This window comes from Clostridium sp. RTP31139st1_H3_RTP31139_211217, assembly GCF_040227035.1.
GTDB classification, from domain to species: Bacteria; Bacillota; Clostridia; order Clostridiales; family Clostridiaceae; genus Clostridium; species Clostridium saudiense.
This window is the reverse complement of record NZ_JBCOAB010000012.1, coordinates 1-19,087: the sequence shown is the minus strand read 5'-3', so window position 1 is coordinate 19,087 and position 19,087 is coordinate 1. Positions and strand designations below refer to the sequence as shown.

At 27.9% G+C, this 19,087-nt stretch carries 19 protein-coding genes; 13 read left to right on the top strand and 6 right to left on the bottom strand.

Going from position 1 to position 19,087, the window contains the following annotated elements; genetic code table 11:
* The first annotated feature begins 139 nt into the window (after nt 1-139).
* Entirely contained in the window at nt 140-1,474 is a 1,335-nt protein-coding gene (gene ltrA / locus ABUA17_RS07265) for a group II intron reverse transcriptase/maturase (protein ID WP_349819622.1), read from the top strand.
* 90 nt (nt 1,475-1,564) lie between these two features.
* On the opposite strand, the gene brnQ is transcribed toward ltrA, so the two are convergent.
* Entirely contained in the window at nt 1,565-2,818 is a 1,254-nt protein-coding gene (gene brnQ / locus ABUA17_RS07260) for a branched-chain amino acid transport system II carrier protein (protein WP_154821397.1), read from the bottom strand.
* Between the two features lie 387 nt (nt 2,819-3,205).
* Between brnQ and galU the strand changes: the two genes are divergently transcribed.
* A complete protein-coding gene (gene galU / locus ABUA17_RS07255) occupies nt 3,206-4,075 on the top strand; it encodes a UTP--glucose-1-phosphate uridylyltransferase GalU (RefSeq protein ID WP_042400815.1) in 870 nt (289 codons plus the stop codon).
* 94 nt (nt 4,076-4,169) lie between these two features.
* On the opposite strand, the gene ABUA17_RS07250 is transcribed toward galU, so the two are convergent.
* Entirely contained in the window at nt 4,170-5,075 is a 906-nt protein-coding gene (locus ABUA17_RS07250) for an O-antigen ligase family protein (protein ID WP_172676186.1), read from the bottom strand.
* A 10-nt stretch (nt 5,076-5,085) separates the two neighbouring features.
* Between ABUA17_RS07250 and ABUA17_RS07245 the strand changes: the two genes are divergently transcribed.
* Nucleotides 5,086-5,301 carry a hypothetical protein gene (locus ABUA17_RS07245; RefSeq protein WP_172676185.1) on the top strand — a complete coding sequence of 72 codons (216 nt, stop codon included), beginning with the start codon at nt 5,086-5,088 and terminating at the stop codon, nt 5,299-5,301.
* Nucleotides 5,302-5,443: 142 nt separating this feature from the next.
* Here the strand turns inward: ABUA17_RS07245 and trpS are convergent, their stop codons facing one another.
* The 3 genes from trpS to ABUA17_RS07230 form a co-directional block, all read right to left on the bottom strand.
* Entirely contained in the window at nt 5,444-6,442 is a 999-nt protein-coding gene (gene trpS, locus ABUA17_RS07240) for a tryptophan--tRNA ligase (RefSeq protein WP_042400844.1), read from the bottom strand.
* A gap of 193 nt (nt 6,443-6,635) precedes the next feature.
* Nucleotides 6,636-6,800, bottom strand: coding sequence for a zinc-ribbon domain-containing protein (locus tag ABUA17_RS07235; RefSeq protein WP_042400811.1), 165 nt, complete (start codon nt 6,798-6,800; stop codon nt 6,636-6,638).
* Between the two features lie 181 nt (nt 6,801-6,981).
* Complete coding sequence (locus ABUA17_RS07230) at nt 6,982-8,052, bottom strand: endospore germination permease (protein WP_055277741.1); 1,071 nt, start codon at nt 8,050-8,052, stop codon at nt 6,982-6,984.
* 229 nt (nt 8,053-8,281) lie between these two features.
* Here ABUA17_RS07230 and ABUA17_RS07225 point away from each other — a divergent pair, with 229 nt between their 5' ends.
* From ABUA17_RS07225 to ABUA17_RS07190, 8 genes are all read left to right on the top strand, one after another.
* Nucleotides 8,282-9,703, top strand: a complete 1,422-nt coding sequence (locus ABUA17_RS07225) for a spore germination protein (protein ID WP_349818138.1) — start codon at nt 8,282-8,284, stop codon at nt 9,701-9,703.
* Nucleotides 9,693-10,817, top strand: coding sequence for a Ger(x)C family spore germination protein (locus tag ABUA17_RS07220; RefSeq protein WP_042400801.1), 1,125 nt, complete (start codon nt 9,693-9,695; stop codon nt 10,815-10,817). Before ABUA17_RS07225 ends, ABUA17_RS07220 begins: the two co-directional genes overlap by 11 nt.
* A 370-nt stretch (nt 10,818-11,187) precedes the next feature.
* Entirely contained in the window at nt 11,188-12,333 is a 1,146-nt protein-coding gene (locus tag ABUA17_RS07215) for an AlbA family DNA-binding domain-containing protein (protein ID WP_042400800.1), read from the top strand.
* Between the two features lie 130 nt (nt 12,334-12,463).
* A complete protein-coding gene (locus ABUA17_RS07210; protein ID WP_042400797.1) occupies nt 12,464-12,877 on the top strand; it encodes a hypothetical protein in 414 nt (137 codons plus the stop codon).
* Between the two features lie 225 nt (nt 12,878-13,102).
* A complete protein-coding gene (tyrS, locus tag ABUA17_RS07205; protein ID WP_349818139.1) occupies nt 13,103-14,323 on the top strand; it encodes a tyrosine--tRNA ligase in 1,221 nt (406 codons plus the stop codon).
* Between the two features lie 129 nt (nt 14,324-14,452).
* Entirely contained in the window at nt 14,453-15,142 is a 690-nt protein-coding gene (locus ABUA17_RS07200) for a metallophosphoesterase (RefSeq protein ID WP_042400790.1), read from the top strand.
* 78 nt (nt 15,143-15,220) lie between these two features.
* Nucleotides 15,221-16,015: a GTP diphosphokinase gene (gene yjbM / locus ABUA17_RS07195; protein WP_042400786.1), complete on the top strand. Its 795-nt coding sequence runs from the start codon at nt 15,221-15,223 to the stop codon at nt 16,013-16,015.
* A gap of 210 nt (nt 16,016-16,225) precedes the next feature.
* A complete protein-coding gene (locus tag ABUA17_RS07190; protein WP_349818140.1) occupies nt 16,226-16,882 on the top strand; it encodes a hypothetical protein in 657 nt (218 codons plus the stop codon).
* A 69-nt stretch (nt 16,883-16,951) separates the two neighbouring features.
* Here the strand turns inward: ABUA17_RS07190 and ABUA17_RS07185 are convergent, their stop codons facing one another.
* Nucleotides 16,952-17,284: a HesB-like protein gene (locus tag ABUA17_RS07185; protein ID WP_042400781.1), complete on the bottom strand. Its 333-nt coding sequence runs from the start codon at nt 17,282-17,284 to the stop codon at nt 16,952-16,954.
* A 269-nt stretch (nt 17,285-17,553) separates the two neighbouring features.
* On the opposite strand from ABUA17_RS07185, the gene ABUA17_RS07180 reads away from it, so the two are divergent.
* Nucleotides 17,554-18,300 carry a polyamine aminopropyltransferase gene (locus ABUA17_RS07180; protein WP_042400777.1) on the top strand — a complete coding sequence of 249 codons (747 nt, stop codon included), beginning with the start codon at nt 17,554-17,556 and terminating at the stop codon, nt 18,298-18,300.
* A 148-nt stretch (nt 18,301-18,448) separates the two neighbouring features.
* Nucleotides 18,449-18,811, top strand: coding sequence for a DUF5658 family protein (locus ABUA17_RS07175; RefSeq protein WP_042400774.1), 363 nt, complete (start codon nt 18,449-18,451; stop codon nt 18,809-18,811).
* Nucleotides 18,812-19,087 lie beyond the last annotated feature (276 nt).

The window sequence follows — 19,087 nt, the reverse complement described above, 5'->3', positions numbered from 1 at the left end:
GCAGAAGTCATAGTAACTCCGCTAATCGCGATAGCGGACGAAGGACTGAACCTTAAGGAGGTTTTGAAGTTTCAAAGTTTCGCAGAATAATCAAAGATTGCAGAAAACTAAATATTTAGGCCCTAGTGCCAAAGATAGAGTGGAACTCGAAAATAGGCAAAGAGTGCATAGAGAATTCTCGGCAACTTCAAAAAGAGAAACCGATGAATTCGAATATGGCTCATTAGAAAGAATATTATCTAGACAAAACTTACTTCAAGCAATGAATAGAGTAATATCTAATAAAGGAAGTCATGGAGTTGATGGAATGACAGTTTATGAACTTAAACAATTTCTACAAACGAATTGGCTCAAAATTAGAGAAGATATATTTAATAATGAGTATAAACCAATGCCAGTTAGAAGAGTTGAAATCCCAAAACCAGATGGAGGAACTAGATTATTAGGAATACCTACGGTTTTAGATAGATTTATCCAACAAGCAATCTCACAGGAATTAAATCTAATTTATGATGAAAATTTATCAGAGAATAGCTTTGGATTCCGCCCTCGCAGAGGTGTAAAAGATGCAATAAGGAAAGCTGAAAGTTATATTAACGAAGGCTATACATGGGTTGTAGACATAGACTTAGAGAAATTCTTTGATAAAGTAAATCATGATATTTTAATGTATAAACTATCGAAAGATATTAAAGATAAAAGAGTTTTGAAACTAATAAGGAAGTATCTGCAATCAGGAATAATGATTAATGGAATAGTAACATCAAGCGAAGTAGGAACGCCACAAGGCGGACCACTAAGTCCACTATTATCTAATATTATGCTAGATGAATTAGATAGGGAGTTAGAGAAAAGAGGACATAAATTTTGTCGCTACGCGGACGACTGTAATATTTACGTAAAGAGTAAAAGAGCCGGAGAGAGGGTTATGAAAAACATAACCAACTTCATTGAAGGAAAACTAAAACTCAAAGTAAATATCAACAAAAGTGCAGTTGAAAGACCTTGGAAAAGGAAATTCTTAGGGTTTACACTAGGGATTATGTTTGGTAAGGCATATTCAAGCATATCTAAACAATCATTAAGGAAGCATAAAGATAAACTCCGAGAAATATTATCAAGGTCAAAACCGATGACCTTAGAACAAAGAATAATTAAGATAAATCAAGTTAACATAGGTTGGATTAATTATTATGGAATAGCAAAGTGCAAAGGTATTGTTGTTCAATCGGATAAATGGATTAAACGGAGATTAAGAATGTGTGTATGGAAACAATGGAAGAAGGTTAAAACAAGATATAAAAACCTTAATAAATTAGGACTTAATCACTATCAAGCAATAAAATTCGCCAACACCCGTAAAGGATATTGGCGAGTAGCAAATAGTGTTATATTAAATACTACACTAACAAATCAATTCTTTAACGACTTAGGCTTGAAAAGCATAACGCGTCAATATATTAAAATTCATTAAACTTAAGGAACCGCCGTATACCGGACGGTACGTACGGTGGTGTGAGAGGACGGAAAATAAAATAATTATTTTCCTCCTACTCGATGTAATTTATTCAGCTTTTTTAGGTTTTATAAAGCATCCAATAACTAAAGCAATTAAAGTAGGAATAACCCATCCAAATCCAACACTAGCTAAAGGAAGGAAGTTTAAGGCACTACCAAATAGTGCAAATAATAATCCAAATACTAATGAAGTATAAACAGCCAATCTAATAGCTATTATATTAGTTAAAATCTTATTAAACATAGTAACTATAATAATAGTAATAGCCACAGGATATAAAACATTTAATATTGGAACAGATAACTTAACAATCTTATCAACACCTTGACAAGCAATTATGTAACTCATTATAGAAATGGCAATTGCATTGAATTTATAAGATAACTTTCCATTAGTTACTTTTTCAAAGAAAGTAGAACCAGCTGTTAACAGTCCTATAGAAGTTGTTAAACAAGCAAGACCGATGGCAGCTCCGATTAAACCTACACCAAAAGTACCTAAAATTCTTCTAGCAATAAACACTAATAATGAAGTGTTTGATATGTTTGCATCAACTAAGTTTACAGTATGAGCACCTATATACGTTAATCCACCGTAAACAAATGCTAATCCAATAACTGCAATAACACTAGCTTTTAATAATACAGAATTAATTTCTTTTCCTTTATAGCCCTTATCAATTATAGAAGAAGTTATTACTCCTGCAAATAATAAAGCAGCTAATGCATCCATTGTTTGATATCCTTCAAGTAAAGATGTTGATAATACATTAGTTGCATCAGTTGATACAATTTCACCAATAGGGCTTATTACCCCTTTTACAATTACTATAGCTAATATTATTATTAATGCTGGTGTTAAGAATTTACCTATAGTATCAATAATTGATGAACGTCTTAATACAAAGAATAAGTTAATAATAAAGTAAATTGCCATTACTATTATTGGCGACCAATTAGGGAAAAATGGCAATATTGAAATTTCAAAAGTTGTTGCAGCAGTTCTTGGAATTGCTAATAGTGGTCCTATTGCAAAGAATAAAACAGTTGTAAGAATTAAAGTGAATTTTACACCTATTTTATTTGTTATACCTTCAAAAGTACCATTACCTCTTGAGCATGCAAGTATAGCAAGTAAAGGCAGTCCAACACCTGTTAGAACAAATCCAACTATACCTAATAAGTATTTGTCACCTAGCATATTTCCAAGTGCAGGTGGGAAGATTAAATTTCCGGCACCGAAAAACATTGAAAATAGGGCAAAACCTACTACAATAGAATCTCTTGTTTTATTTTTCATATGTATACCTCTTTCTAAAGAATAATTTAATATAAGATTTAATTAATAAATTAATAATTATTAATTGCGAACTTAATAATAACATTTATTATAGCTATTTTCAAATAAATAAACTATATATATTTGAAAATAACTATACATAAAAAGCTATTAATGGTTATTTTATAGGGAATAATAAAAATTATAAAATAGAAGTAGATATGAATTTTGTAAAGGCATTGGGATAAATTACTTTATTCTTTTTTTAAATAGCTTATTATGATATTATAATATTATAGAGAACTCCTTCTCATTACAGTTGAAGGAGTAATTTGAAATAGCCAAATTGAAAATTTATATTTTCAGTTAAGTATACTAAAATTTTACTTGTGTAAGAGAGGGAATAATATGAAAGTAAGAAAGGCAATAATACCAGCAGCTGGACTTGGTACAAGATTTTTACCAGCAACAAAAGCTCAGCCGAAGGAAATGCTTCCAATAGTAGATAAGCCAACAATTCAATATATAATTGAAGAGGCAGTAGCATCGGGGATTGAAGAAATACTAATAATTACAGGAAGAAATAAAAAGTCTATTGAAGATCATTTTGATAAATCAGTTGAATTAGAAATAGAACTTGAAAAAGCAGGAAAGCAAGAAATGCTTGAGATGGTTAGAGGAATTTCTGATATGGTGGATATTCACTATATAAGACAAAAGGAACCAAGAGGTTTAGGTCATGCAATTCATTGTGCAAAATCTTTCGTTGGTAATGAACCATTTGCAGTAATGTTAGGTGATGATGTTGTTGATAGTGAAGTTCCATGCTTAAAGCAATTAATTAACTGCTTTAATGAGTATAAGACTACTATATTAGGAGTTCAAACAGTAGATCCTAAAAATGTTGATAAGTATGGTATTGTTGATGGAATTCATATAGAAGATAGAGTATATAAGGTTAAAAGATTAGTTGAAAAGCCAGCAGTAGATGAGGCACCAAGTAATGTAGCTATATTAGGAAGATATATTATTACTCCTCAAATATTTGAAATATTAGAAAATACTGCGCCAGGAAAAGGAAATGAAATTCAATTAACAGATGCATTAGAAACATTAATTAAAAATGAAGCAATGTATGCATATGATTTTGAAGGACAAAGATATGATGTTGGTGATAAGTTAGGATTCTTACAAGCAACTGTTGAGTTTGCAATGAAGAGGGAAGAACTTAGAGAACCATTTATAGAGTATTTAAATACTAAACCTTGGGAAAGATAGTTAAATATTTAAAAGATATAATCAATAAGGTTTGATTACTTTAGAGAATAGAAAAGTCAAACTTATATTGATTATATCTTTTTTATTAATAAACTTAGGAAAGATTATTCTTTATATAAGTCAAAATTCCTAAGAGTATAAAGAAAGTAATGATTACTTTTGGGGCTCCAATATAGCAATCAATTAAGTTCATCAATCCAAAGCTTATAAATGATGTACCAAAACCTATAGTTAATACTTTTATATCATTATTTACACTGTTAGTAATAATTTTATAAAAGGTATAAATTATTGAAAGAATTAAAAGAACGAATAGAATACTTCCTAAAATGCCTAGTTCAACTTGTATTTTTAAAAAGATATTATGAGGATGAAGCGCTAAGTATTCATCATGAACAGAATATTCAGGATAATTATTTATATATATAGGATAATCAACGGAGAAATTTTCGTAACCGACTCCTGTTAATAAATTATCTTTTATCATTAATTTGGTGATTTCCCAAATTTTGAAACGTGAACTGTTTTGAGTAGTATCAAAAATTTGAAGGAATCTCACTCTGCTTTGAGGAATAATGAATAATATTATCGGAATAAATAAAGATATCATTAAATATTTTTTATTCCATAAGATATAAAATAACATAAATCCAATTATTATTGATAGAAGTGCACTTCTAGATTGAGAAAAAATAATATTTATTAAAAGTAATATAATTAATACTAGATATAAGAATTTTTTCTTTTTATATTTAGTATTAATTAATAGTGAAATAACTATAAAAATCAATAAAATAGAATATGCACTTAAGTTATTAGGGTTTTCTAAAAACGAAGGTATACGTATGCTAGGATCTATTGAATAGCCTAGATACAATGTGTAAATAATTTGTGAAATACTGAATATACCTGATAAAAAACCTGTAAATATAAGACACTTAAAAATAGCAGTGAGTTCTTTTAGTTTATATGCAATTAAATAAAATACAAATATATACATTGAGAATCTAATGCTATTTGTTAAAGCAATATGCTTATCAGTAGCAATAAAAGTAGATAGATACATAAGAATATTGATACAAGAAATTATTAAAATACAGGGATTATTAACAATATTTTTAATAAGTGATATTAGTTCTATTCTTTCTTCATTAAATAGTAATAATGACAATATATACAATAAAGCTAAAAGATATAGAACAGTATCAGCACTGATAATTCCATAGGTTGGTAGTATAGGATAGATTGTTATGTAAAGTAATAATAGTATATATACAACTTTTCTGTAAATTTTCATGTTAAACACCTTTCAAAAATAAGGATATAATAATTATTATTATATCCTTAATAATAGAATATATGACATTTTTATCTAGGTATAAGCCCTATTTTCTTTTGCATCTTTCTTAAATTCTTAATAGCAGCATAATTTGCTTTTTCAGCACCAAGCTTATAAATTTCTTCTAAAGCTTTTTTATCTTTAAGTAAGTTGTTTACTCTTTCTTGAATAGGAGCTAATTCTTCAACAATTGCATCTGCAACATCTTTCTTTAAATCAGCATATCCCTTATCTTTGTAAAGCTCAACAACTTCATCTTTACTATATCCCTTAATTGAAATAAGAATATCAAGTAAGTTCTTAACGCCTGGTTGTTCATCAGTATAATTTATAACACCAATACTATCAGTTACAGCTCTAGAAATTTTCTTTCTTATAACTTCAGGAGGATCCATAATTAAGATGTAGCTATTAGGATTATCATCAGACTTAGACATCTTCTTAGTAGGATCTTGAAGACTCATAACCTTAGCTCCAACTGGTGGAATATAAGGATCTGGTACTTTAAATGTTGGACTGTAAGCATTATTAAATCTTGTAGCTAAATCTCTAGCAAGTTCTAAGTGTTGCTTTTGGTCAATTCCAACAGGAACTAAATCAGTGTTATATAATAATATATCAGCAGCCATAAGAACAGGATAAGTAAATAAACCAGCAGGGATTGAGTCACCGTGCTTTTTAGATTTATCCTTAAATTGAGTCATTCTTGAAAGCTCACCCATATAAGTATTACATGTTAATAACCAAGCACCTTCTGAGTGTGCAGGCACATGTGATTGAATAAATAATGTATTTTTATTTGGGTCAATACCGCAAGCAATATAGATTGCTAAAACTTCTAAAGTTCTTTTTCTTAAATCTGCAGGAACTTGTTTAACTGTAATTGCATGTAAATCAACTACACAGAAAAAACAATCGTATTCATTTTGAAGCTTAACCCAATTCTTTAATGCTCCTAAATAATTTCCTAAAGTTAAATTTCCAGAAGGTTGAATTCCGCTGAAAATTATCTTTTTCTTATCTGCTATGTTTTCCAAAGATAGCACCCCTTTTCTAAATTTTAAGGCTAGTAATAATTTGACCTTTTCAGTCGTACATGATTAATTATAGTTACTATTATAAAATTACCAAAATTTTATGTCAAATGAATTATGCTATATGATGATAAAGTATAATAAAAAAGGAGCTACACTAGTAGCTCCTACATTTAATTCTAAATAATTATCTTCTGTCTCTATTCATTTTTTGAGCTTTTCTAGCTCTTCTGCAGTCTGGGCATCTTACAGGATCATTTTCAAATCCTTTTTCTTTGTAGAATTCTTGTTCTCCTACAGTAAATACAAATTCTTTTCCACAGTCCTTACAAATGATCTTCTTATCTTCCATTTTCATTTACCTCCTTAAAATCCATAGGGCTAATCTTGATAAAACTACTAACTTAACCCACTAAGGAAAAAAGGGGTATTTAATGATATTATCATAGAATTTCCTAATGATTTTTATTACACTATTATTATAGCATAATTTACCAAAAATGCAACAAAGATACTGTTAAAATAAGGTAAAATTATTTCTTTTTATAACGAACTTGAAAAGCGATATAAGCAATTAATGGAATTACTATAAATAATACTAGATTAATGTATTGATAATACTTTAGTATAAAAAATAAAATATAATTATTCCTAGAAATAAAGCTTGAAAATATAAATACAGCCAGTGTATAAACTGTTATGAAATATTTAGTATTTTTAATATACTTTTTATATATTATGTATATTCCATAAGTACAAAGAATATATTTCAAGAAAAATCCTGCAACTGTTTGATATAAGAAAAAGAATTCTCCAAATTCTAAAAATCCTCCAATTTGAACTCTTTGACTTTGAGTAAATTCAGGATAAAACAAATTCGCAGCTCTAATAGGTCCAAAACTAGATAATATACCAATTAAAACATAAATGCAGACGGCACCTAATATACCTAATCCAATAACACTATGCTTTCTTAAGTCTTTTCCACTATTTAAGTATTTTAAATAAGGTAAGGCAATAACAAAAGCAGATAATGAACCTAAAACAAGTAAAAGGGTAGAGAAAAATTCACTACTGATATTGCCAGATAGTACTGGCATTATATATTTAATATCCTTATATTTTTCAGTAATAATAGCTAATAAGGCAGTATTAACACCTAATGAAGATATTAATATTATTACAAATGTTAATAATGTACTCATACTTTTTCCTATTAAAAATACTGATGGTAAAAGGAAAAATATTATTATATACCACGTAGGAGTTTCTAGGAAAAAGCAAGACTTAATAACATTAGCTTCTACAGAAGTAGCTTCTAATGAGGCTAAAAATAATCCAAATGCAAATAGAAGCAAAAATATATTTCCTAAAGTCTTAGAAAGACCAATGGTAAATATCTCATTTATATTATAAACTTTTTTAGAATCCATAACATAAATTAAGTACATCGCAAATGCAAAAAATATTAAATATATAATTAATGTATATAGCCAAGTGTCCCTTCCCCCCTCTTTAATAAACAAAGAAGGATATGTTTTTAATGATATATATGTAACACTAAATATAAAGAGTATAAAGTGTTTTGCTGATATTTTATTCATTTTTATTCCTCCAACACTAAATATAAACTGACTTTCTTAACTTTAAGTAAGGTTTTAATCAAAACTAAAGCATAGAATAAGTTATCTAAGAGTGAAGTGTTATTAACTCCAGAATATATAATTTGAAATTAATAATATTCACTATAAGATAAGCTAAGTCTATTTTATTATTCTCAAAAAAAATGAATATTAAACATGTGTAGAGGAATAATATCCTTAGGTGATGTAAATGGATAATTTAAGTTATATTAAACAACGATTTGAAGGGAATTTTGATGTAAAGTATAAAGATGTAAATACAATAATTGGTGATGGTACTATTGTATTTATAGATGATTTATGTAATGGTCAATGGATGATGGAGTATTTAATATTACCATTAAGGGGATTTGGACAATTAAAGGGAACTTCTATAAAAACCCCTAATGATTTATTGGAAAAGGTGCTAGATATAAGTGCAACTGGAGTGGCGAAGGATTTAGATGATGCACTTATGCATGTTTTGTCAGGAGATGCTATATTAGTTTTAAAAGATTTTAGTGAAATTATCTTTTGTGAGGTTAAAAACTTTCCAAGAAGGGGAATAGGAATACCTGAAACAGAAGCTGTTTTAAAGGGGCCTAGAGAAGGGTTTAATGAACTTATAGTAGATAATGTTGCACTAATAAGAAGACGTGTAAAAAATCCTGATTTGAAATTTGAAGCTGTTGTAGTTGGTGAAGAATCGCAAACAGCTGTTGCACTTGCATATATTAAAGGAGTTGCTCCAAATGAATTAGTAGATAAAGTGAAAAATAAAATTAAAAATTTAGATATGAGATTTATATTAGATTCTAATTATATTGAAGCAAATTTAAAAAAGCAGCATTCGTTTTTTGATACTATAGGGTATACTGAAAAGCCAGATGAGGTGGCAGCAAAGTTATTTGAAGGGCGTATAGCACTTATTGTAGATGGCACACCTTTTGTAATAACAGCTCCATATTTCTTTTTAGAAAACTTTCAAATGCCTGATGATTACTATATAAATAGGTATTATACAAATTTTAACAGGATTTTAAGGTGGATTGCATTTTTAATGGCTTCATTTTTGCCAGGACTTTATGTTGCAATAATTACATATCATTTTTCAATGATTCCGAGCCTATTTGTATTTAGGTTAGCGGTATCAAGGGCTGGAGTACCATTACCTACTTTTATTGAAGTAATTGTAATGATGCTTGCATTTCAACTCATTAAGGAAGCCGGCTTGAGATTGCCACACCCTATTGGTGGAGCAATGAGTATAGTATCTGCTCTTATTTTAGGGGATGCGGCTGTAGGGGCAGGAATTGCATCAAGAATTACTATAATTGTAGTTGCAATAAGTACATTAAGTTATTTCTTAATTCCTAAAATTTATGGTGCAGTTTCATTTTGGTCAATAGTAATAATGTTAGCATCAGCATTATTAGGTTTGCCAGGTTTCTTATGTGCTTCAATGATTTATGTTATTCAAATAGTAGAACTTGATTCTGTAGGATATCCATTTTTATTTCCACTTGGCACTGTAAGTGAATATAGATTTAAGGATGTATTCTTTAGAGGAAAGTTAAATAGAATTTCTAATAAAATAATAGGAGCAGGAGGTAATAAGGCTAATGAAAAATAGACGAATAAAGGCTTGGGTTTTATGTTGTGTAATTTTATTGCCATTACTTCTAACAGGATGTTTTAATTATCATGATATTAATAAAGTCACATTTCCAACAAGTGTGATTTTTGATGTTGATGATTTAGGAAAGAGTATTTTATATTTAGATTGTATAAAGCCTTATAGAAGTACTAATGATAGTTCAGATAAGGGAAGACGTATTATTTATAAAGGTGAAGGAAAAACAGCTATGGAGGCCTTAGAGGATATTAATAGGGTATCTAGTTATAAACTTGATTATAGTCAAACTAGAGCATATATATTTACTGAAAAGGCTGCAAGAAATGGAATAAAAAAGTTTTTAGATTTAATTAATAATAATAGTGATTTTCAAATTAAGCCAAGTGCTTTTGTTTATTATGGAGATGTTGAAGATTTATTAGATACTGTATCAGGAGATGAAGAATATTTAGGATTATTTTTAAATGATTTAGTTGGTAAGGAGAAGTATAATTCTAAGTCAGTAAGATCTAATATTAATTATTATTTAAGTAATACATTAATGGGAGGAAATACAGCATTATTAACATCTATTGATTTAAAGGAAGATGCATTAGATAAAAAGATAGAAATAAATGGAGCATCTATTTTCAAAGATAATGTTTTGGTTGAAAAAATAGATGTAGAAAATACTTTAATGTATAATATGTTAATGGGTGGAGCTAAAAGTGGGGTATTAGAAGCAACTAATCCAAATAGTAAATCAGATTTTATTAGTTTAGAAATATTAGATAGCAGTGTTAAAGATACTTTAAATTACGAAGATGGAAAATTTAAATTAATAAAAGAAGTTAATGTTGATGTAGATATAAGTGAAATACAAGGGAATTTAGTAGTTGATCAATCAGTGTTAGATTATATTGTTTATAATGAAGAAGAATATATTAATGGATATATGGAATATATTTTTAATAAGTACAAAGAGAAGGATTTAGATATTTTTGATATTAAAAGATTAGCAGAAATGTACTTTCCAAAGGAAGATATAGAAGATCCATTAAGTATAGCTGATTTAGAAGTAAGAACTAAATTAACTATTAAGGGAACTGGAGTTGCTAAAGATAGTCTTTAAATAATAAATAAAAAGCCCTTATTAATTAATTATTTAATATATTAATAAAAAGTATCATATATTATAAAAAGATGAATAGTTTATATATATAATTAATTAAAAGTTAGAATCTTATTTATAGTTTTTAGCTTAAAATTTAGTTAGCCATTGTTAAAGAACAAAGGAAAAGATAGTTATAAAGTCATTTTCCTTGTTCTTTTTTTTATTACTATAAATATACTATATTATAGACTTATTATTAGCTTCAAAAGCAATTTTACTATAGATAAAAGGTAGGTTTTAAATAGACATATGTGAATATGTCCAATATGGTTAACGAATTGACTTGGATTTGAATAAGATATATTAGAGAGAATTTAAGGTAGGGACTATGAATAAGAAGAAACTACTATCTTTAATTAAGCAACGTGAAGGAACTAAGCTAGATTTTAAATTACAAATAGATATTTCATCTGAATCTGGGAAAAAAGAACTTGCTAAAGATGTATGTGCTATAGCTAATTCTAGAGGGGGAAGAGGATATCTTATAATTGGAATTGAGGACAGAACTAAAAGAATAATTGGAATTAATAAGCTTAAATCATTAGATGAGGAAAAAATTCAACAGGTTGTAAGCTCAAGATGTGAACCTCCTATTCCTATAACTGTTGAAATAGTTAATATAGAAGGCAAAGATATAGGAATAATAACTATATTTGATGGGGGACAAAAACCTTATCAAATAAAGGAAACAGGGGCATTTCATATTAGGAGAGGTTCAATTACTGACACAATGAGAAAGTCAGAATTAGTAGCAGCATTTGAAGAAAATCAATTAATGACAGTTGAGACTTGCCAAATGATCAATAGTAGCGCTGAATTTTTAAATATGGATTTAGTTGCAAGATATTTTAAAAACAAGGGGATAATTGTTAATAAGGAAAATGAAAGCTTTTTACTTCAAAGTGCAGGGATAACTTTTTTAGATAAAAGAACAAGAAAGGTTAGATGTACATTTGGAGGATTACTTGTATTTTCTGATAATAATAGTATATGTATACCTCACAATACTATTAGAATTATAAATAAGTATAATGATAAATATCCTAAGTCTAAAATGATTAATGGAAATTTACTAAGTATGATAGATATTGTTGAGAAAGAAATGTATACGTTATTACCAAGTAAATATCCCGTTTATGCAGTTATGGAAGCAGTTAAAAACTCAGTAATGTATAGAGAATATTCTAAAATAGATAAGATTATTGAAATTATTTTAACTAAAAATTCAATAATAGTAATTAGTCCAGGTCAATTAGTAGATAGAAATAATATATTTGGAGATATGGGATATAGTAAAAGAAATATGTGGATTTACGATAAGCTTATATCTTTAGATGAGGGAAAGAGATTTATTAATGATGGAAATGGAATAGTTAGAATAAAGGAAGCATTTAAGGGGAAAAGAAAGGTTCGGTTAATCAATTCTACTTTAGAGGATTGTTTTAAGGTTATATTACCGATGAACACTGAATAATATATTTTTTAAAGCTAATAATAACTTCATAAAAATATGGGTAAATTGTTTATGTTCTTATGTTAAATGCACATCTTTTTCTTATGAAAAAGATGTTATAAATAATTTTATATAAAAAGGAGTGGTTCCAATGATTCAAGTTTTTTGTGCAAGAAGAGGTTCTGGAAAGACAAAAAGATTAATTGAATTAGCAAATAACCAAATGGTTGATGCTAAAGGTGATTCAGTTTATATTGATGATGATTCAAGACCAATGCTACAATTATCTAGAGGAATAAGATTTATAGATACTAATGAGTATTATGTTGAAGATTGCCAAAGCTTTTACGGAATGTTATGTGGGATAATTTCATCTAATTATGATATTGAAAATATTTATATTGATGGATTATCTAATATTGTTAATTGTACTATGAAGGATGCCACTGAATTATTTAGAAAGATTGCTGGATTAACAGATAGATTTAGTATTAACGTTTATATTAATATTAATGTTGATACAAGTGAAGAAGTACCGGATTGTATTAAAGAATATGTAGCATAGGGTTGAAAATAATTAAATTTAGATAAATAGTAAAAAGTTGCTATTAGGTTTTAGTATTATATAATGCTAAAATCTTTATAGTAGCTTTTTTTTACATAAAATTTTATATTTTAACTTATTAGTAGTTTAACTATAGTTGAAGAAGTTTGAATTCATGAAATCTTCTTGATAAAACAACTTAATAAATATATACTAAAGATATGATTTTTTATTGGAGGTAAGGATATGGCTAACGTTTTAGACGAGTTATTAGATCGTGGATACATAAAGCAATTTACTCATGAAGAAGAAACTAGAGAATTGCTAGAAAAGGAGAAAATAACTTTTTATATAGGATTTGACCCAACAGCTGATAGCTTACATGTAGGTCACTTTATAGCAATGATGTTTATGGCTCACATGCAAAAGGCTGGACACAGACCAATAGCTTTACTTGGTGGCGGAACTGCAATGGTTGGAGATCCATCAGGAAAAACTGATATGAGATCTATGCTTACAAAAGAGCAAATTGAGCATAATGTTTCTTGTATAAAAAAACAAATGGAAAAGTTTATAGACTTTTCAGATGATAAAGCTATATTAGTAAATAATGCAGATTGGTTACTAAACTTAAACTATGTTGATTTCTTAAGAGAAGTAGGAGTTCACTTCTCAGTAAATAGAATGTTAACGGCAGAATGCTTCAAACAAAGATTAGAAAAGGGATTATCATTCTTAGAATTTAACTATATGTTAATGCAAGGATATGATTTCTATGTATTAAATCAAAAATATAACTGTAAGATGGAATTAGGTGGAGATGACCAATGGTCAAACATGATTGCAGGTGTTGAATTAGTTAGAAGAAAAGCTCAAGGGCAAGCTATGGCAATGACTTGTACATTATTAACTAACAGCCAAGGTCAAAAGATGGGTAAAACAGTAGGTGGAGCTTTATGGTTAGATCCAGAAAAGACATCACCATACGATTTCTATCAATACTGGAGAAATGTAGATGATGCTGATGTTGAGAAGTGTTTAGCATTACTAACATTCTTACCTATGGATGAAGTAAGAAGACTTGGAGCTTTAGAAGGTGCTGAAATCAATAAAGCTAAAGCTGTTCTTGCTTACGAAGTAACTAAGCTTGTTCACAGTGAGGAAGAAGCTGCTAAGGCTAAATCAGCTGCAGAAGCATTATTTGCTGGTGGAGTTGATATGAGTAATGTTCCTACAGTTACTATTTCTAAAGACAGATTAGGAGCTACTATTTTAGATATAATGGCAGAAAATAAAATCGTTCCATCAAAAGCTGAAGGAAGAAGATTAATCCAACAAGGTGGTTTATCTTTAAATGGAGAAAAAGTTACAGATGTAACTAGAACTTTAAATGAAGAAGACATTCAAGATGGATCTGCTTTAATTAAAAGAGGAAAGAAAAACTATCATAAAATAGTTGTTGAATAGTTATAAATACTATATTTGCCTTCAAGGACTAATCCAATATATGGATTGACCTTGAAGGCTTTTTATTTTAAGATTAAGTGGTTATAATATATAAGGAATAAGTTTAGACACGAGATAAGGGGGATGATTATGGCACTATATGCTATTTCTGATTTACATCTTGCATTAAGTACAGATAAACCTATGGACATATTTGGTGGTCATTGGGTTAATCACGATGAGAAGATAAAGAAAAATTGGGAAAATAAAATAACAGAAGAAGATACTGTACTAATTGCTGGAGATATTTCTTGGTCTATGAAGCATGAAGATAGTAAGATGGATTTAGATTGGGTAAATTCTCTTCCAGGTAAAAAGATTATAAGCAAAGGAAATCATGATTATTGGTGGAATAGTATTTCGAAGTTAAATGCAATGTATGATAATACTAAGTTCTTACAAAATAACTTTTATACATATAATGATTATGCTATCTGTGGTACAAGAGGATGGCTTGATCCAAGTAGTGATAAGTTTAATTCTAAAGATGCAAAAATATATGCAAGGGAACAAATTAGATTACGACTGTCATTAGATGAAGCAAAGAAACAAGGATTTGATAAATTTATAGTTATGATTCATTATCCTCCTTTTGGTGAAGAAAATAAGGAATCTGAACTAATGAAAATATTTAAAGAGTACAATGTTGAAAAAGTTATATATGGACATTTACATGGACCATCTAATGTTAAGGCAATAGAGGGAGTAATAAATGGAATTGAATATATAATGACATCATGTGATTTTATAGATTTTGATCCAATTAAAGTTTTAGATTAATATGAATTTGTAATTTTTGGTTACAGTTTTAAGTGTTTTTGATATAATGTATTTGTATAAAAATTAAGGGTGATGTGTATGGCGATGCAAAACTGGAAAAGTTTCCTTATGCCTTATGAACAGGCAGTAGATGAGCTAAAGGTTAAACTTAAGAGTATAAGAAAAGAGTATAGAAAAAGAAATGAATATTCTCCAATTGAATTTGTTACTGGAAGAGTTAAAGAAGTTTCAAGCCTTTTAGAAAAGGCAAATAAATTTGAAATTCCTTTAGATAGAGTAGGTGAAGAAATGGAGGACATAGCTGGTATAAGAATTATGTGCCAGTTTGTTGATGATATAGATACAGTTATAGAGTTAATTAGAGCTAGAAAAGATATGCAAATACTTTATGAAAAAGATTATGTTAGAAATGTTAAACCAAGTGGATATAGAAGTTACCATATGATTATTAAGTATACTGTATATATGGCAGATGGTCCTAAACCTATATTAGCAGAGTTTCAAATAAGAACTTTAGCAATGAATTTCTGGGCAACTATAGAGCATTCATTGAATTATAAATATAAGCAGCATATACCTAAGGAGATTCAGGATAAACTTAAATTAGCAGCAGATTCAGCTTTTAATCTAGATGAGCAAATGCTAGAAATAAAGGATGAAATTAAGGATGCTCAAAGATTATTTGAAGTTAAGTCTGATATTATTACAAATATAATGAATAATATTATGACATTAATGTCTTTAGGAAAGACTGGAGAAGCAAGTAGATATCAAGTAATGTTAAATAAGTTAATAGAGGAAGGGGAAGTTTGGGAATTAAATAACTTACTTGACTCTATTAAACGTGATATTATCAGATATAAAGATAATTAAAAATAAAGTTGGCGTAAAGCTGACTTTATTTTTATATTTATAAAGAATATTTTAGTATAATAAATAAAAATAATAATTTAATACGAAAGTAGTATTTAAATATGTAAGAACTAATACTTTATAAGTAATTCTTTTTAATTATAGGATATTATCAAGGTAATTTGCCACTTGTAACCTTGTATGGTATACTTAAGGTAATGGGGGTGGCTTATGAAATCAAGAACTAATATCAAAGACAATTGTTTTTTGATTGTTGTATTTATTTTAATGATAAGCTTTACAATGAACATTTATCAAGCCATAGAAAATAAAAAGTATACATATGAGCTTGGAAAGCAAAATTATAATAAAATTGAAGAAATAAGATATAGAAATGAATCTATACTATCAATATTAGATAGCTGTGTTTCAGCAGGAAGTGTAAACAATATTGATTTATTCACCTTATATAGAAATTATAGTAAGATATCAGAAGTCGAGTTAAGCTTATGGAGTAATTACCTTAATTCAGACAATAGTATATTTATGAATAAGAGAAGTAATTCAAAAAATATTGTTTTAAACACCACAAGTAAAAATGAATTATATTCAGAGATTGAAGAATTACTATATTCATATATCCAAAATGATATGACAGAAAAAATTGATGTAATAGAGCTAAAAGGAAAAGTATTAACAGATTTTAAACAGCTAAAGGATATGGCAACAGATTTAAATAATTACTTTACAGAGTTCTACTCAAAAAATTGTAATGTACCTGATAGCAAAAAAGAAAAGACTATGATACAGGAAGATTATTGGATAGATATACTTCAAGGAATGCAAGAAGTTAATAATAAATATGTAGAATATGAATTTGTTTATTAGAGCATATTTATTATGATAAATTTAATAAAAGAAGCTAAGCAGTTTAAGCTGCTTAGCTTTTACTTTATCTTAGTGGTGACATCCACCGCCACAAGAACCACATCCACCTTCAACTTCGATAACAGGCTTTAATGATAATCCTCTACCACCGTTTTCTTCTGATGAAAGTAATCTAAATCCACCAAATTCATCAACTAATTTTTCTTCAGCAATTAAAGTGATGTCGTTAATCTTTTCAGAAATGTCTCCTTCTTTTGCTTCATCAACAGTTATATTGAAAGCTGGGCCACTGCAACCAAATCCAGCTAAGTTTATTCTTATGCTGTAGTTTTCTACTTCATTTTCTTCAAGGAAAGCTTTGAATTCCTTGTATGCTTCTTCACTTACTAAAAATTTACTCATTATGTTCACCTCGCGAATTTTTTTGAAATTATGTTTATAGTATACCATATTACTCGGAAATAGCAATATGTTTTTTAGGATATAATGTAAAAATATTCCTAATGAATAAAATATCACATATTGAATTTTGAATAAATTGTCAATATAATATAAAAGGTATTGAAGATACTATTATTATAATAATTTTAATATAACCAAATTTAACTATTAATATTATAGTTAATTATTAATTTAGCAAATGAATTGTTGAAAAGAGAGGATTGTTAATTTTGAAGCCTTTTGATAGAGAATATGTTTTAGATAAAATACAAGAATACAATAATAAAATAAAAAATAACAAAATAGGTGACTTTGAAATAAAATCAATTGATGGATTAAAAGGAACGATCCAGGGATATTTATACTCTAAAGAAGATGAGTTAAATGTTAGGATATTAGAGTTACATGCACCAGAACATGTATGGATGAGATTGACGCCATTAGAGATACAAGCCTCATATTTTGCTATAAAAATGGCAAAAGGAAAAGTTGGGGTAGTTGGACTTGGACTTGGGTATGCTGTTGAAGAAATGGCTAAAAAGCCTGAGGTGGAAGAAATAACTGTTTATGAAATAAGCCAAGAAGTTGTAGACTTATATTATAGTAATTTTCCTAAAAATCCCAAGATTAATATAGTCTGTTGTAATGCTTATGAAGCAGAAAGAAAAGAATTTGACTTCTTTTATGCTGATATATATGAATATAAAATAACTTCACAAATAGTTGAAGATTATAAAAAGTTTAATGAACTTCATAATATCGAAGAATATAGTTTCTTTGGAATGGAACATTTCTTATTAAGTTGTAGTTATACAGAAATAGTATGGGTTTATATACCAGAAAATTGGATGGAATCAAGTAGAAGAGCTTTTGAAGCAATTCAAGAATCAAATCTTTTACCTTATTATGAAAAGCTTGATGAAAATTTAGTTTCTCAAGTTTTAGAAGAGTTCAAAGAAGTATTAAATGATATTTAAATTAAGAGCATCAGGAATAGTTCATATTTTGAATTATACTTAGATGCTCTTATAATTATTTGTTAAAAATAATCTAAAAAACATTGACTTATTACCAATAAATGTAAATAATGTATATATAAGATATATTTTTGTTGGGGTTTATGTTATGAAATGTGCAGTTATTGATATAAGAGGGAAAAGTAGAAAAAAGTTAGGGAACTTTTTAATTACATTATATATATTAAATTTAACCGATTTATTCTTTACAAAATTTTTATTATGGAAAGCACCTGATTTATTTCGAGAAGCAAATTCATTTATGAAATTAATTATAAATGGAATTGAGCCATATTTTTTGAAAATAGGTGTATTTGCTTTAGTATTAATATATTGGTATTGGAGAAGTGAAAAATCTAATCTAACTCAAATGAAGAGATCAATATTTGTAGGGAAAGTGCTGATAGGAGCATATGCTATAATCAATATTATGCATTTAATAAATATGATAATATATTTAAAAGTAAGTTAATTGACTTTTAAATAGAATCAATGTTAGTGATTATAGAAAAATAATTGTTAAAGAAACAAGGTTAAGCAAAGACAAGGTTTTATAGTTTAAGAAAGAAATTTAAATTAAGATATTAAATAATGAGATTAGAAGTATAGTTATTTCTAATCTCATTATTTTTTAGTTTATTAGATATAAATGTAAATATTAAGAGTTGTTTTTTATATGATAAATTACAATATCAAGTGCAACACTAATTAATTGCAAAAAAAATAACCCATACGGGTACGTTCATGT

Coding starts and splice junctions, on each gene's coding strand:
- galU (WP_042400815.1), top strand. CDS start 3,206: ATGAAAGTAAGAAAGGCAATAATACCAGCAGCTGGACTTGGTACAAGA.
- ABUA17_RS07200 (WP_042400790.1), top strand. CDS start 14,453: ATGGCACTATATGCTATTTCTGATTTACATCTTGCATTAAGTACAGAT.
- ABUA17_RS07185 (WP_042400781.1), bottom strand. CDS start 17,284: ATGAGTAAATTTTTAGTAAGTGAAGAAGCATACAAGGAATTCAAAGCT.
- ABUA17_RS07250 (WP_172676186.1), bottom strand. CDS start 5,075: ATGTATATATTTGTATTTTATTTAATTGCATATAAACTAAAAGAACTC.
- ABUA17_RS07245 (WP_172676185.1), top strand. CDS start 5,086: ATGCTATTTGTTAAAGCAATATGCTTATCAGTAGCAATAAAAGTAGAT.
- brnQ (WP_154821397.1), bottom strand. CDS start 2,818: ATGAAAAATAAAACAAGAGATTCTATTGTAGTAGGTTTTGCCCTATTT.
- ABUA17_RS07210 (WP_042400797.1), top strand. CDS start 12,464: ATGATTCAAGTTTTTTGTGCAAGAAGAGGTTCTGGAAAGACAAAAAGA.
- ABUA17_RS07235 (WP_042400811.1), bottom strand. CDS start 6,800: ATGGAAGATAAGAAGATCATTTGTAAGGACTGTGGAAAAGAATTTGTA.
- ABUA17_RS07175 (WP_042400774.1), top strand. CDS start 18,449: ATGAAATGTGCAGTTATTGATATAAGAGGGAAAAGTAGAAAAAAGTTA.
- yjbM (WP_042400786.1), top strand. CDS start 15,221: ATGGCGATGCAAAACTGGAAAAGTTTCCTTATGCCTTATGAACAGGCA.
- ABUA17_RS07230 (WP_055277741.1), bottom strand. CDS start 8,052: ATGAATAAAATATCAGCAAAACACTTTATACTCTTTATATTTAGTGTT.
- ABUA17_RS07215 (WP_042400800.1), top strand. CDS start 11,188: ATGAATAAGAAGAAACTACTATCTTTAATTAAGCAACGTGAAGGAACT.
- ABUA17_RS07225 (WP_349818138.1), top strand. CDS start 8,282: ATGGATAATTTAAGTTATATTAAACAACGATTTGAAGGGAATTTTGAT.
- tyrS (WP_349818139.1), top strand. CDS start 13,103: ATGGCTAACGTTTTAGACGAGTTATTAGATCGTGGATACATAAAGCAA.
- ABUA17_RS07220 (WP_042400801.1), top strand. CDS start 9,693: ATGAAAAATAGACGAATAAAGGCTTGGGTTTTATGTTGTGTAATTTTA.
- ABUA17_RS07190 (WP_349818140.1), top strand. CDS start 16,226: ATGAAATCAAGAACTAATATCAAAGACAATTGTTTTTTGATTGTTGTA.